General features: G+C 49.6%; 11 protein-coding genes and 1 tRNA gene. 9 read left to right on the forward strand and 3 right to left on the reverse strand.

All coding sequences use genetic code 11. The features are described from left to right. Positions 1–148: 148 nt before the first annotated feature. Positions 149–757: a DUF1062 domain-containing protein gene (locus AC2A1E_RS00005; protein ID WP_484382002.1), complete on the forward strand. Its 609-nt coding sequence runs from the start codon at positions 149–151 to the stop codon at positions 755–757. 106 nt (positions 758–863) lie between these two features. Here the strand turns inward: AC2A1E_RS00005 and AC2A1E_RS00010 are convergent, their stop codons facing one another. Both AC2A1E_RS00010 and AC2A1E_RS00015 read right to left on the reverse strand, forming a co-directional pair. After that, on the reverse strand, positions 864–1,040 hold the full coding sequence (locus AC2A1E_RS00010; RefSeq protein WP_484382003.1) for a hypothetical protein: 177 nt from the start codon (positions 1,038–1,040) through the stop codon (positions 864–866). Between the two features lie 310 nt (positions 1,041–1,350). Continuing rightward, positions 1,351–1,426: transfer RNA gene (locus AC2A1E_RS00015), tRNA-Asn, on the reverse strand. A gap of 1,049 nt (positions 1,427–2,475) precedes the next feature. Here AC2A1E_RS00015 and AC2A1E_RS00020 point away from each other — a divergent pair. Continuing rightward, positions 2,476–2,919, forward strand: a complete 444-nt coding sequence (locus AC2A1E_RS00020; RefSeq protein ID WP_484382004.1) for a hypothetical protein — start codon at positions 2,476–2,478, stop codon at positions 2,917–2,919. Further along, on the forward strand, positions 2,916–6,164 hold the full coding sequence (locus AC2A1E_RS00025) for an FKBP-type peptidyl-prolyl cis-trans isomerase N-terminal domain-containing protein (protein WP_484382005.1): 3,249 nt from the start codon (positions 2,916–2,918) through the stop codon (positions 6,162–6,164). The genes AC2A1E_RS00020 and AC2A1E_RS00025 overlap by 4 nt, the downstream gene beginning before the upstream one ends. Positions 6,165–6,342: 178 nt before the next feature. On the opposite strand, the gene AC2A1E_RS00030 is transcribed toward AC2A1E_RS00025, so the two are convergent. Continuing rightward, positions 6,343–7,800 carry an AMP nucleosidase gene (locus AC2A1E_RS00030; RefSeq protein ID WP_484382006.1) on the reverse strand — a complete coding sequence of 486 codons (1,458 nt, stop codon included), beginning with the start codon at positions 7,798–7,800 and terminating at the stop codon, positions 6,343–6,345. Between the two features lie 797 nt (positions 7,801–8,597). Here AC2A1E_RS00030 and tssB point away from each other — a divergent pair. The 6 genes from tssB to AC2A1E_RS00060 are packed head-to-tail and all read left to right on the forward strand — an operon-like array spanning position 8,598 to position 14,962. After that, positions 8,598–9,098 (forward strand): type VI secretion system contractile sheath small subunit, encoded by a 501-nt coding sequence (gene tssB / locus AC2A1E_RS00035; protein WP_484382007.1) that lies wholly within the window; start codon positions 8,598–8,600, stop codon positions 9,096–9,098. A 26-nt stretch (positions 9,099–9,124) separates the two neighbouring features. Continuing rightward, positions 9,125–10,672, forward strand: a complete 1,548-nt coding sequence (gene tssC, locus AC2A1E_RS00040; protein WP_459399049.1) for a type VI secretion system contractile sheath large subunit — start codon at positions 9,125–9,127, stop codon at positions 10,670–10,672. Between the two features lie 24 nt (positions 10,673–10,696). Then, on the forward strand, positions 10,697–12,046 hold the full coding sequence (gene tssK / locus AC2A1E_RS00045; RefSeq protein WP_484382008.1) for a type VI secretion system baseplate subunit TssK: 1,350 nt from the start codon (positions 10,697–10,699) through the stop codon (positions 12,044–12,046). After that, the gene (gene tssL, locus AC2A1E_RS00050; RefSeq protein WP_484382009.1) at positions 12,043–12,711 is read left to right on the forward strand and encodes a type VI secretion system protein TssL, short form; all 669 of its coding nucleotides are present in this window, start codon (positions 12,043–12,045) and stop codon (positions 12,709–12,711) included. Before tssK ends, tssL begins: the two co-directional genes overlap by 4 nt. Beyond that, entirely contained in the window at positions 12,708–14,468 is a 1,761-nt protein-coding gene (locus AC2A1E_RS00055; protein ID WP_484382010.1) for an OmpA family protein, read from the forward strand. The genes tssL and AC2A1E_RS00055 overlap by 4 nt, the downstream gene beginning before the upstream one ends. 2 nt (positions 14,469–14,470) lie before the next feature. After that, complete coding sequence (locus tag AC2A1E_RS00060) at positions 14,471–14,962, forward strand: Hcp family type VI secretion system effector (protein ID WP_037396711.1); 492 nt, start codon at positions 14,471–14,473, stop codon at positions 14,960–14,962. Positions 14,963–15,129 lie beyond the last annotated feature (167 nt).

Genomic DNA, 15,129 nt, shown 5'->3' on the forward strand with positions numbered 1-15,129 from the left:
ATGTATCTTTTTGATCATTGGCAGGAATATAGCGTTGGAAATATTTTTTTAACCCACTGAAAAATATCGCATAAATATTTTTCATACATAAACATCCATGGTCCGTTCAGTACGGATCCGGTTTTGTATGGGTTAAAAAAGGTACGCTATGAAAGTTACATGGACCGTCACGCCCGTGGGGTATCAGCGCATTGCGAAACGCTGCCCTTCATGCAGCGTAAAACGGGATTTCACGCCTTCGGGGGCTATTCGGGTAAATTCGCAAAAGAAGATGCTTGATATCTGGAGTATCTATAAGTGCATGCACTGCGATTACACCTGGAATATCTCCCTGTTTTCACGCCTGCAAGTCAGCAAAATTAATCCTGAACTTTATCAGCGGTTGATGGCGAACGATATCGTTATGGTTCAACATTTTGCCTATGATAAAGAGACGCTGAAGCGAAACAACGCCGAGCTATCGGGTCGGCCTGATTTTCGCATTCAGGAGCGGTGGTTGGTCAGCATATTTCCCCGCAATCGGGTCAGGGTTAGCGTCAGGATTTCCCGTTCTTTTCAGGTCAGCCTGCTGTCGATTTTGCAGAAGCAACTCATGCTGAGCACAGGCGAAATCAAGAGACGGATTGAGTCAGGGAAAATAAGTGGCGTCACGATGAAAATGCTTAAGTCGCGAAAGCTGAAGGCAGCAGAATATAAGTTTCTGTTGTCTGCGGAAACGCTGTACGCCCAACGCAGGATCGTTCTGACACCTCGTTAAAAGCGAGAAGCCCATAATAATGCCCTTTCTATAAATAATAAAAAGGGGGGATTACCCCCCAAGGGGAAAAGCCCGCTCTTGACTCGGCGCTAACCTCTGCACCTCGTTAATACACCAGTTGGCGTGCCAGAGCGACCTCGACCGAATCACCATCCTGATTGAGCACATCCAGCCAGGATTCGGGGATTTCACCCAAGGTGCTTTGGGAAACGGCAATCCTCTTGCCCATCAGGCTGCCAGTGAGCAGAAGAGCTTTGCGAACCTTGGAGATGAGTACGCCCATAGCCTGCTTTTGCGCTGACCCGGCATTTTTATACTCATGTGCCTCGTCAGTGATCAGAAAGTCGAAGGTGCTTTGCGGCAGGTAGCGGTCAGCTTGAAAAGCTTGTCTTGTGGCTGGATTTTTCGGATTACTGTTTCGCTAAGTGACATTAGGGGCCTCGATATTATCGAACCGAACAGGCCCCCAATAAAGCCCCCAAAAGTTCTGGCAGTCAACGTAACAATGTGGAACTCAGTGTAACCACATTCACGTATAACTTATTGATTTTGCTGCATCCATGGATGTTAATAAACATCAGTGGAATAGAAAGTGGCTCCTCTGACTGGACTCGAACCAGTGACATACGGATTAACAGTCCGCCGTTCTACCGACTGAACTACAGAGGAATCGTGTGAACGGGGCGAATAATAACGGCGCCTATAGGCCTTGTAAAGCATGAAAGTGTGTAAATGTTCCGATTGCCGATGTAATGAGCAAATCGTCTTGTTTTATAGCGTGTTAGGCTCATCTAGAATCCTGATGTTATCCCAATAGGCCGGGCAATCTAGCGGCGCTGTTTGGCCATCATTTATACGGAACTTGTAAAAATCGCTTTAAGGAAGGCCAGAAAAGCATATGAGACCAATTGAGAATATTGCTTAGGATTAATCTAGTTATTTTCCGCGATTATCTTAATTAGATAAAATAATCCCAATATAACCAATTTATTGATATGGCATTATTTTTCCGTGTCGTGGACGGGAATCAGATGTTTCTTGGTTAATCTGTAGCGTCAATATGGAGTAACTTGCCAGTTATGGAGTGAATCACTATTAACTCAAATTATGATGAAATAAATATTTACACATGACTCTTTATGAGTGCTGCTTCGGGAGGGTAATACGGAAAATAGTGATAACTTACTGATTTCATGAAAGACTATCTTTATCTGCCTGTAATAAAAAGCTTTATTTTATTAGTACCGGTTAGGGCAGCTTATTTTGCGGCAAGGCAAAATGATTGAGAACCCACCCCCTGGATTTTAGATATCCATTTTTCTGTCGTGTGAGTACCGTTTTTTATACGCCATTTCAGTAGGTAAGTGCTTGCGGATGGTTGCTGGATATCAAAAATATCAGTATTATTTCGCTCTTCTAACCGTTGTATGCTGTGAAACTGATGTCTGGGGCTATTCTATCCCACCGTCGTTGAGTGTCGGCAAGGATTGGATGATTCTTCCATTGAGTCAATAAACGGTAGCAAACATAGCGAAAACGCGACTCAACTAAGCGAAAAACACTATAAGTATCATGCCAGTAGATACTTGCCTGAGGTACTTCGCCACTCAATGCTTTGTCCATCAGTGTTGAAAAATTTACAGCATATTTATCAGGGTCATATCCGGTAGCGTCTGTTTCGACGTACCGATAACGGAATTTTTGAAAGGAATTTTTTGATGATAAGCAGCCAAAAAAGCCTCTGTTTAGGTGTGTTATTGTGCAGTGGTCTGTTGCTGGCAGGTTGCCAGAGTAATCAGGCAAAAAGAACGGTATCGCAGATTCAACCGCCAGTTACAAACGTACAGTCACCTCCCCAACAGATCAGCGTGTCACCACCACCGCCAGCTCCAACCGAAGCCAAAACGAACAAAATTGGCCTGTGTCAAAGTGAATTGGCTGCACTGCGACAAGTCAGCCCTAGAGCTTACGCACTCAAGAAAGCCCAGTTTGATCGCCTTGTTAGCAACGCCTCTGTCTATAGCGCCGTGCGGGGAGATGTGAACACCGACACCAAAGAAACCCTCGACGCCTTGTATAAATTCAAGACCAACCAGATTTGTGCCGATATTGAGCGTAGCGTCTTGCAAGGCTTGATCCAACGAGGAGAAAGCGTGAAATGAGAAAGCGCAGGATCTATTGCAGTGCCTTGCTGACCTTGGCGTTACCGCTGGGGGTGGTGCAGGCAGAAGAAGCGGGTGCTTCTGAGGCCAACACGCTGAATTCACTGGACACGATTACACGCCAGGTGGATGAAGCACCGGCACTGCTGTTTCTGACGCCTTCGCAGATAGAGAAAGCAGAACCTGCGAGAACGAGAGATGAAGATGCCAGCAAACCTAATGTGCTGGCAAAATCGCCGACTGAAAGTAGCGGTGGCCGTATTCGCGAAATGAAGGCGTTGCAGGCTACGATCAACCAATTAAAGGCAAAGATCAGTAGTCAAGAAGCGACCCTTGAGCATTTGCGCAATGCACAATCTCAGCAGCAGTCATCTGCGGCAGAACTCTCGCAGTTGAAGCAGGAGATAAAGCAAAGCCAGCAGGAAAATGCTCGATTACAGCAGCAGCTTGCGGCACAAATCAAAGATAGTGAGCAAAAAGACCAGCAAATAAAACAACTGCAACAAAATCAGCAGGTCATCGCCAAGCTCCAGGAACAACTGGCAGTACAAATCAAAGAGAACGATCGGCAAACCCAGCAGGTGAAACAACTACAGCAAAATCAGCAGTCGGTGGTTAAGCTGCAAGAGCAGTTGGCGAGCCAGACCAAAGACAGCGAGCAGAAAGCTCAGCAATTGAAGCAGTTGCAGCAAACATTGCAGGAAAAGCAACAGGCGAGCGCCAAGCTCCAGGAACAACTGGTGGCGCAAACCAAAGATAACGATCAGAAAATCCAGCAGGTGAAGCAACTGCAGCAAAATCAGCAGGCGCTAACCAAGCTCCAGGAACAACTGGCGGCGCAATCCAAAGATAACGATCAAAAAGCGCAGCAGTTAAAACAGTTACAGCTTGCGTTGCAAGAAAAACAGCAAACCAGCACGAAACTGCAAGAGCAGTTGGCGGCGCAAACCAAAGATAACGATCAGAAAACCCAGCAGGTGAAGCAACTGCAGCAAAGTCAGCAATCGTTGGCCAAGCTGCAAGAACAACTGGCTACACAGACTAAAGACAGCGAACAAAAAGCGCTGCTGGTCAAGCAACTGCAACAGACTCTGCAAGAAAGCCAACAGGCTAATGCCAAACTGCAAGGAAATTTGGTCGCACAGGCCAAGGATAGTGAACAAAAGAATCAGCAGGCGTTGACTAAGTTGCAAGAGCAACTGGCCGCACAAACCAAGGATAACGAGCAGAAAGCCCAGCAGGTGAAACAGTTGCAACAGGGTCAACAAGCGTTGGTCAAGTTGCAGGAGCAGTTCGCTGCGCAGGCCAAAGAGAGCGATCAGAAAGCGCAGCAACTGAAGCAGTTGCAGCAAACGTTGCAGGAAAATCAGCAGGCGAGCGCCAAACTGCAAGAGCAACTGGCTGCGCAGACCAAGGATAACGAGCAGAAAGCCCAGCAGTTGGCACAGTTGCAGCAGGGTCAACAAGCGTTGGTCAAGTTGCAGGAGCAGTTCGCTGCGCAGGCCAAAGAGAGCGATCAGAAAGCGCAGCAACTGAAGCAGTTGCAGCAAACGTTGCAGGAAAACCAGCAGGCGAGCGCCAAGCTGCAAGAGCAACTGACTGCGCAGACCAAGGATAATGAACAGAAATCTCAGCAGTTGGCACAACTGCGACAGGGTCAACAGTCATTGGCCAAGCTGCAAGAACAGTTGGCGGCGCAAACCAAAGACAGCGAACAGAAAGCACTACAGATGAAACAACTACAGCAAACGCTGCAGGAAAACCAGCAGGCGAGCGCTAAGCTTCAGGAACAACTGGCCGCGCAGACCAAGGATAATGAGCAGAAAACCCAGCAGGTACAACAGTTGCAACAGGGTCAACAGTCATTGGCCAAGCTGCAAGAGCAGTTGGCGGCGCAAACCAAAGACAGCGAACAAAAAGCACTACAGGTGAAACAGCTACAGCAAACCGTGCAGGAAAACCAGCAGGCGAGCGCTAAGCTCCAGGAGCAATTGGCCGCGCAGACCAAAGATAATGAGCAGAAAACCCAGCAGGTACAACAGTTGCAACAGGGTCAACAGGCGCTGGCTAAGTTGCAAGAGCAGCTCGCTGTGCAAACCAAAGACAGTGACCAGAAAGCTCAACAGTTGAAACAATTGCAGCAAACGTTGCAGGAAAACCAGCAGTCGCTGGCTAAAGTACAGGAACAGTTTGCCGCTCAGGTTAAAGACAGCGATCAGAAAGCACAGCAGGTGAAACAGCAGCAACAAACGTTGCAAGAAAACCAACAGGCGAGTGCCAAGCTGCAAGAGCAGTTGGCGGCACAAACCAAAGACAGCGAGCAGAAAGCACAACAGTTGGCACAACTGCAACAAACCGTGCAGGAAAGCCAGCAGGCGAGTGCTAAGCTGCAAGAGCAGTTGGCGGCACAAACCAAAGACAGCGAGCAGAAAGCACAACAGTTGGCACAACTACAGCAAACCGTGCAGGAAAGCCAGCAGGCGAGTGCCAAGCTGCAAGAGCAATTGGCGGCGCAGACCAAAGACAGCGAGCAGAAAACGCAGCAAGCCTTGGCAGATGCTAAGAAAGCGCAGCCTGAAAGCGTAGCTACCGTAGCGGAGCCTAAAACCGAGCAGGAAAAACGTGATTATGCTATCGGTACCTCATTGGGTAACGACATTGTAAGTTTGCTCGATAGCAAAAAGTCGCAGGGTGTTGATGTTGATCGGAAATTGGCGTTGGCGGGGGTTGCCGATACGCTCAATGGTCAGATTAAGATGAATAAAGAGCAAATCGCTAAAGCGCTGTATGAAAGCGAGTTGGAGTTGAATACCCAGCACAAGCAAGTGAAAACAAAGAATGAACAAGCAGGCAAAAAATATATCGATAACTTTAAGAAACAGGCTCGGGTTGTTAAATCACCGCAGGGCTTCTACTACCGCGTAGACTATAAAGGTGATGGAACCATCAGTGATACCGATACGGTTGCCGTCGTGGTTAAAGAAAGTCTGACCGATGGCAAGGTGATCAAAGATATGGATCTGGCGGGCACATCTATTTCACAACCGTTGAGTGCTTATCCGCCGCTGTTCCGTGAGGCAATCAATAAGCTGAAAAACCATGGCAGCATGACATTAGTGGTTCCACCAGAACTGGCCTATGGCGATAAAGGGATGGCACCGGATATTCCACCGGGTGCAACCATGGTCTATAACGTGCGGATCCTGGATGTTATGCCAGCTAGCAGTGAACCTGCGGCTCACTGAGTCCAGTCAGCGAAAGTAGGAAACAGAGAACCCCGTATGGAGACATGCGGGGTTTTTAGTTTTGTGAGCGTAAGTTCGCATCGCTAAGCTATGAAGGATAGATAGCAGCCTGCGGTAGTCAGGAAAGCATGGATACGATAAATAAGTAGTAAGGCCCTGGGGCCTTACTACCTGATATTTAGCGGAAAGGCGGCTCGTTGAAGGTACGCAATTTGCGAGAATGCAAATGCTCACCTTCGGCACGTAGTAGTTCGATCGCACAAATTCCGATTTGCAGATGCTCGGAAATGGCTCCTTCATAGAAGCGGTTTGCCTGGCCTGGCAGTTTGATCTCGCCATGCAACGGCTTGTCAGAAACGCACAGCAAGGTGCCGTAAGGAACCCGGAAACGGTATCCCTGAGCGGCAATGGTGGCACTCTCCATATCTACTGCTACGGCGCGGCTCAGGTTAAAGCGCAATGCAGAGGCGGAATATCTCAGTTCCCAGTTGCGATCGTCTGTGGTGACCACCGTGCCGGTACGTAAACGTTGCTTAACTGCTTCGCCTGGCATACCGCTGACCGTCTTGGTGGCGTCATAAAGCGCACGCTGTACTTCCGCGATGCTTGGGATAGGGATATCAGGTGGCAGTACCGAATCGAGGACGTGGTCGTCACGCAGATAAGCATGGGCCAGAACATAGTCACCGATCGATTGGCTTTCGCGCAGACCACCACAATGACCAATCATCAACCAGGCATGCGGACGCAATACGGCCAGATGATCGCAGATGGTTTTGGCATTAGAGGGGCCGACGCCGATATTCACCAGCGTGATCCCTTGCCCATCACGAGCAATCAGGTGGTAAGCGGGCATTTGGTGGTTCTTCCAGGCGAGATCTGACACCGTCTGTTCTGGGTTGGGAGTTTGTGCGGTGACATAGTGGCCACCAGCGCAGGAAAGCGCTACGTAAGGGCTGTCTGGATCGGCAATCTGGCGGCATGCCCAGCGCACAAACTCATCCACATAGCGTGTATAATTGGTAAATAGCACGAAAGGCTGGAAATGTTCTACCGGCGTGCCGGTATAATGTCGCAGGCGTGCCAAAGAGAAATCGGTACGCAGCGCATCAAAATGTGAAAGCGGGAAATGGGTGGCAAAAGAAAACAGGCCATCCGCATTTTCATCGCCGATCTGGGCCAATTCAGTGGTGGGGAAATGCTTGGTTATCCCTGCACTCATTGAACGATCCAGAGTGAGATCGGAACCATCAATCACATAAGGGAAGGGGATTTCCTGTTTAGAGGCAACCACTTCAATGACTGCGGCATATTCGCTTTCTAACAATGCCAACTGTTCCGAAAGATAATGGCGAAATAGCTGTGGTCGAGTGATGGTCGTTGTGTAGTTACCGGGCCGGGTAAATCGGCCGTAGGCGCGTGCTCTGGGGCTATTAGGTGGCTCGCCATCCCAACGAACACGTAATTCCGGGTAAGAAAACAGCCCTTCTGCGCGGGCTTTTTCGTCTGGTAGAGTGCCATGAATGATGAAATCCTTGATGGCTCCACGTAGCGCGCAAACCGATGCATCATACATCGCCTCAAGTTTATCGAGGGCTTGTGGGGCAGTCAGAGCTGTGTTTGAGTTGTTATTCATAGCTTTTCCTTGGTTCTTGCGATACTTCAGCATAGCGTAATGCAGGTGTCGAATGCATGCCACTACATCAGGTGAGATGATTCGGTGTTCAAAAGTTCGGTAAAGAAGCTTTTGGTAATGGTGAAAATAAAAATTAAGCAGGAGAGTTAAAACAGTGCTGCAATTATAACCAGGCGGGAATGAATATTTTGATAATATTAATGAATACCGTAAACAATTAACGATCATAATTTATGATAAGTTCTTATAGTGGAATTTGAATCATTCATGGTGTGAGTGTCGACAATAAAATAAATCCACATGGTGAATGATTGATGGCTATTTTTCGCTATCCGTACGCATAATTTCTTGATGTAGATCACTTTTAGAAAAAATAGATGAGAATGGGCTTTTAAACGATTCAATAGCGAAATGTGGAAGCTTGATTAATCAGATTCTTATACAGTACGCATTTCTGGTTTTATGATTGGATTTTTCTTAAATAATAAGACATATTATTCGGCAAATAAAGCTCACTAGTCTTATATCTGGTGGAAAATTGATATTGACATAATAATCCCCTTAAGATTATCTTATGTTTTGCAGTGGCTTAAATTTGTCACGCTTTTTTGTGCTACTTCGTAAATATACTTGATGTATTTATGTGTATTCATTCGTGAAATGAATGAGTATCCTGCGTTCATGTCGTTAATGCATAGCAACATCTGTTTGACGCTTTTGTCTGGCAAGGATTGCCGTTGTGCTCAACACCCCAACAGGCAGTCCTTACTTAAATCGTTCAGTGAATAAGGACTGTTATGGCCTCCTCCAGCTACCAAAATGAGATACCACGCGCGCGCGTAAACATTAAACTCGACCTCCATACCGGTGGCGCACAGAAAAAAGTTGAGCTGCCTCTCAAACTCGTGGTGATGGGTGATTACAGCAACGGGCAGGAACATCGTGCGTTGTCTGAGCGCGAAAAAATCTCCGTCAACAAAAATAACTTCGACAGCGTGCTGGCGGAATTCAACCCTTCAGTCAGGTTGATCGTAGAAAACACCTTGGCAGGGGATAAGAGCGAAGAAAATATCGCCCTGACGTTCAAAGAAATGAAAGATTTCGAGCCAGAGCAGGTAGCGCGCAACATTCCGCAACTGCGTGCTCTCCTGTCCATGCGCAATCTGCTGCGCGATCTCAAATCCAACCTCCTGGATAACGTGACCTTCCGTAAAGAGCTGGAAGCCATTCTTAAAGACGAATCGTTAAGCGCTGACTTGCGCGCTGAACTGGCCGCGCTTGCCCCGAAAGAAGCGTAAACCCTGAGCTGGATTAACACGAGAGTATGCTGATGTCTGTAAATACTGAAAACACCAAGGAAAGCCAGACCACCGTGCTGGAACGTCCACAGGAAGGCAGTGTTTATGCTTCCTTGTTTGAAAAAATCAACCTGACGCCCGTCTCCGCACTGGGCGATCTGGATGCCTATCAAGACAATACTGCACTGTCCGAAACCACCGCTGACGAGCGTGTCACCGCCGCGGTTCAGGTATTCCTGGAGCGCCTGAAGCAGTCTGGTCAGAAAGTGGAGCGTCTGGATAAGACCTTGCTGGATCACCATATTGCCGAACTGGATCAGATGATCAGCCGTCAACTGGACGTGGTGATGCATCACCCGGAATTCCAGAAAGTGGAATCTGCCTGGCGTGGCCTGAAGCAGCTGGTCGATGGCACTGATTTCCGTCAGAACGTGAAAATTGAAGTGCTGGATATTTCTAAGGAAGATCTGCGCCAGGATTTCGAAGATTCACCAGAAATCATTCAGAGCGGAATGTACCGCCATGCTTATATTCAGGAATATGATACCCCGGGCGGCGAGCCGATCGGTGCGGTGATTTCCAACTATGAGTTCGACGCAGGGCCACAAGACATTGCCCTGCTGCGTAACATCTCCAAAGTGTCTGCTTCTGCACATATGCCGTTTATCGGCGCGGTTGGCCCGGCTTTCTTCGGCAAATCCAGCATGGAAGAAGTCGCCGCCATTAAAGACATCGGTAACTACTTTGATCGTGCCGAGTACATCAAGTGGAAATCCTTCCGTGATACCGACGATGCTCGCTATATCGGCTTGACCATGCCACGCGTGCTGGGTCGTCTGCCGTATGGCCCGGATACTGTGCCGGTACGTAGCTTCAACTATGTTGAAGAAGTGAAAGGCCCAGACCATGAAAAATATCTGTGGACCAACGCTTCGTTCGCTTTTGCGGCCAACATGGTGAAAAGCTTTATCAAGAACGGGTGGTGTGTACAGATTCGTGGGCCACAGGCTGGCGGCGCAGTAACCGATCTGCCAATTCACCTGTACGATCTGGGCACTGGCAATCAGGTGAAAATTCCATCGGAAGTAATGATCCCAGAAACTCGCGAGTTTGAATTCGCCAACCTGGGCTTTATTCCGTTGTCCTACTACAAAAACCGTGACTACGCCTGCTTCTTCTCGGCGAACTCCACGCAGAAACCGGCGCTGTATGACACGGCTGATGCTACGGCCAACAGCCGTATCAACTCACGTCTGCCATACATCTTCCTGCTGTCGCGCATTGCCCATTATTTGAAGCTGATTCAACGTGAAAACATCGGTACGACAAAAGATCGTCGCCTACTGGAGTTGGAACTGAACAACTGGGTGCGTGGGCTGGTGACCGAAATGACCGATCCAGGCGACGATCTGCAGGCTTCTCATCCGCTGCGCGATGCCAAAGTTGAAGTGGAAGATATTGAAGACAACCCAGGCTTCTTCCGCGTGAAACTGTATGCGGTACCACACTTCCAGGTCGAAGGGATGGACGTCAATCTGTCGCTGGTTTCCCAAATGCCAAAAGCGAAAGCCTAAGTCGGCATACGGGAGTAGCAGGTTATGAAAATCTTACGTCCGTTGTGGACGGAGGGGGCGTTTTTGTCCCCTCAACAATTTCAGCAGCAGGCGCGTTGGGAAAGTTATGTTAATGACTGTCTTGCGCATCTGTCGCTGAATCATCCTTGGGGGGTGTTGTGTGCCGAATTTGATCAGGATGCGTTGCGTCTTAATCGATTGAAGGCACAGCACCTCCGTTTGCGTCTGCCGGACGGGAGTTTGATTGACACTGACGTGACGGATAACCTGCCACCTGCAATTGATTTAACACAAATACTGACAGGGCCTCAACGTAGCGTTGAGGTTCTGTTAGCGCTGCCGTTGCTGCATGCCAACGGTGGCAACTGCCTGATGATGGAAGAAAAGGCAGAGAGGCCGATACGTTATCGTCAGGAATGGGTAGCCGCTCAGGACCTGTTTGGTCATGAAGCGGAATCCATTGCGGTAGAACGCTTGGCATTAACCTTGCGTTTTGATTCTGAAGAGAATGGTGATTACCTGACCTGTCCACTAGCCAGACTGATGCAGGATGGGCAGGGTCATTGGGCAGTCGATACGCAATTTGTACCGCCACTGCTGAGTTTTAATGCGCATAAAGGTCTGTTGGATCGGCTGGACAGCCTGTTGGTCCAGTTAAGGGCGAAGCGTACCCGCCTGATGGGCATGCGCCGTGAAAGCAACCAACGTATGGCAGATTTTGCCGTGGCTGACGTGTCACTGTTTTGGTTGCTCAATGCGTTGAATACCCAAGAGCCAGTCCTGAACGACTTCCTGGCGCACCCCGCTCTGCACCCAGAGATTATTTATCGTGAATTGGTGAAGCTGGCCGGTGCCTTGCTGACCTTCTCACTTGAGCATGATATGGACGCGATCCCGGCTTATCGGCACGAAAATTTAACCGGCGTTTTCCCTCCGTTGTTTGACCTTATCAGTACCTTGCTGGAAGCTAGTCTGCCATCGCGGGTAATTGCGATTGAGTTGGAAAAAGTGCGCGAGAATCAATGGAAAGCCTCGCTCAACGATCCACGTTTGCGAGACGAAGCGGACTTCTACCTGTCTGTACGATCCAGCTTGCCAGCACACCTGTTGCAACGTCAGTTCCCGCTGTTGTGTAAGGTTGGGACGCCAGACGACGTCAATAATATCGTCAATATCGCACTCAACGGGGTGCCGCTGATTCCACTGAGTCATGTACCTGCTGCCATTCCTTTGCGATTGGAAAATCAGTATTTCGCCTTTGATCTAACGCATCCAGCGGCAAAAAACATGTTGGAAGCCGGTGTCTGTGCGTTCTACGTGCCGGGTACATTGCCAGATGTGCAACTTGAACTCTTTGCGGTGCTGCGTTCATGAAACCAATCAAAGATCTTTCTATCGATAACCTGCTCTATGACACCTGGTTGATCGTGGTGGAGTTGCGGCAAGGAGTGCCCGCTCAGCAGGGGGCAGCACTTTACCAACGTTGCCTGCAGCAGGTTATAGAGACACAAAACCGCTTAACTGAGGCGGGTTACAGCGCCGAAAGTATTGAACATATTACCTATGCGCAATGTGCGCTGCTGGATGAAACCGTTCTCGGGCGTGGCAAGCAGGATGAAGGTTATGCCACCTGGATCCAGACACCGTTACAAACGTATTTTTTCAACACGCTGCAAGCCGGCGAACTCTTGTATGAGCGCATGCGCCAGGTGTTGCGTGAGCCCGCTCCGGATCCGTCTGTACTGACCTGTTTCTATCGGGTATTACGATTAGGGTTCGAAGGTGTCTATCACGGTCAGTCGCAGCAGCAACCGCGTGAGCAATTGATGACGACTCTTGGTGAGCAAGTGGCTGCCTACGATATCGCCCTGCAACCACCTCTGCTGGTGGATGTCCGGCCACAGCGTCAATACCGTTTATTCCAGTCGGCTGTTTTCTGGTTTTTCCTAGCCTTGTTAGTGCTGGCAGGTGGTTGGTGGATGTTGCATATGCATTTGCAGGAGTTTCTCACGACCTTGTTACCAGGGGGCGCTGAGTGAGCGTGATAATGAAGCGGTTGTTGTGGCTCTGGATCGGTGTGCTGGCTTTGATCCTGTGTCTGGGCTATTTCCCTCTGACCCCCATCGGCCAACTCATCGGTGCCGTGGTGATTGTTGTTATTACCCTTGGTGCGTTGATCTGGGGTGGGCGTTCACGTGTTTCCGCGCGGGTTGAATCCGATATAAACGCTGCCTGGCTAACCCATCTTCCGGCCGAACGCTATCGTCAACCTGTCATATTGGTCTGTGGCGATGGGCTGGAGCAGATGTTTGATGGTGCAGCGGTGCGTGAAACACCGGAAGGTTGCTATTTGGCGGTGTCTGACCTGCCGATGTTATCCGAAGCGGCAGCCGCATTGCTCAACCTGCGTCCTGAGTGGGCAACACAACTCAGTGCACTGTTGCTGGTTAATCCATCACAGCATAATGACTCGGCGGTATTGGCGAATCGAGTTCAGACCTTTCGCCATCAGTTATCCCGTATGCGCCGTGTAACAGGGACGGATGTCCCCGCGCTGCTATGCAGCTATCTGCCGGTGGGTGTGGCATCTGATGTTGCAGCCGATCAGGTTGAATGGTTCGAGTTCAAGGCTGGCCAGCCCTCAGCCACTGTCTGGCATAACGGGCATTCTGCACAACCTTTGGCTCAGTGGGTGGCGCAAGGGGAAAGCGTTGAGCAAACTCAGAAGCTCTACCGGGCAATAGAGGTTGAGAGTTGGGCTCAATGGATAGCGCAGCAGATCCTGCCGCAGTGCTTAACCCGTGAACAGTCTATGCCAATTTGTTCACCTTTGGCGCTGGCGCTGACGTTTTCTCCGGCGGTGCCTGAATTGCCAGCTTCCAATTTATGGCAACAGTGGCTGACGGAAAAAACTACGCTTAACCGCGAAGAAGGCCGCTGCGAGGGTGATGAGAACCTCTCATTACCTTTCCCCGATCCGTTATTGCGCCTGTTGCCACAACAATCAGGTTTTACCCCGCGACGCCGCGCAGTGGTTTACGCAGCAGGAGCGTTCACGCTTGCCGGGGTGGTCGCGCTGAATGCTTCCGCATGGCAAAACCGCACGCTGTCACGCCAGATTACGGATGATTTGCAGCGCTATCGCGCTATCCCCATGTCGGATACGCAAGCCAAAGCGGGGGCTGTGAAAGTATTGTGGGCTGATGCTGCGCAACTTAATGATTATTACCGTGAAGGGCCTCCCCTTAATCTTGGCTTGGGTTTATATCCTGGAGAACGTTTGCGGCAACCGGTATTGGCAGCTATCAGGGGTTACGTACCGCCGGTGGAAGAAAAGAAAATCGATGCACCAGCGGCACCTGCACAGGTAGCACCACAAACCGTGTTGCTGGATAGCCTGTCGCTATTCGATACGGGCAAATATCAGCTTAAAACCGGTTCCACCAAAGTGCTGGTGGAAGCGTTAATCAATATTAAAGCCAAGCCCGGCTGGCTGATAGTGGTGGCCGGTCACACCGACATCACCGGGGATGAGAAAGCGAATCAAATACTGTCTCTCAAGCGTGCAGAATCGGTACGCGACTGGATGTTGCAGACTAGTGATGTTTCACCAACCTGTTTTGCCGTGCAGGGGTATGGTGCAACCCGGCCTATCGCTTCTAACGATACCGACGAAGGGCGGGCAGCAAACCGAAGAGTAGAAATTAGTCTGGTGCCTCAGGCGAATGCCTGCCAGGGGCCGGGCAGTGTAACGCCGCCGGAAAACGCGGGCGGTTTTGATAATCAAGGAGAGTAAACATGGCAATTCCAGTCTATCTGTGGCTGAAGGACGATGGCGGCGCGGACATTAAAGGTTCTGTGGACGTGCAAAGTCGCGAAGGGAGCATCGAAGTGGTGGCACAGGATCATAGCCTGTACATCCCGACTGACAATAACACTGGCAAGCTGACCGGAACTCGTATCCATACACCTTTCGTATTTACTAAGGAAATCGATGCATCCAGCCCGTATCTGTACAAAGCGGTGACTACCGGCCAAACCTTGAAAACGGCTGAGTTCAAATGGTACCGCATTGATGATGCTGGCCAGGAAGTTGAGTATTTCAACACCAAGCTGGATAACGTCAAAGTAGTCAAAGTGGCTCCGAAAATGCACGACATCAAAGATCCAGGCAAAGAGAAACACAATCATCTGGAACTGGTGGAACTGCGCTACGAAAAAATCACCTGGACTTACAAAGATGGCAACATCATTCATTCCGATGCTTGGAATGAACGCGCTACCGCGTAAATGTTGGAGCAGACGGTTTACCGTCTGCTTTTTTTGTTGTTTTTCCCTAGGGTCTGTTGCAGGCATTAGGCAAAGACAACGTACTTTTATCAGATAACCTTACGGGCCTCGGTTAACGGCTGCGAACGGTAGCGCGTTCGAGCATGACGGGAAAACAGGGATAGGAA

The organism is Serratia sp. HNCC26DJ206, from assembly GCF_057180605.1.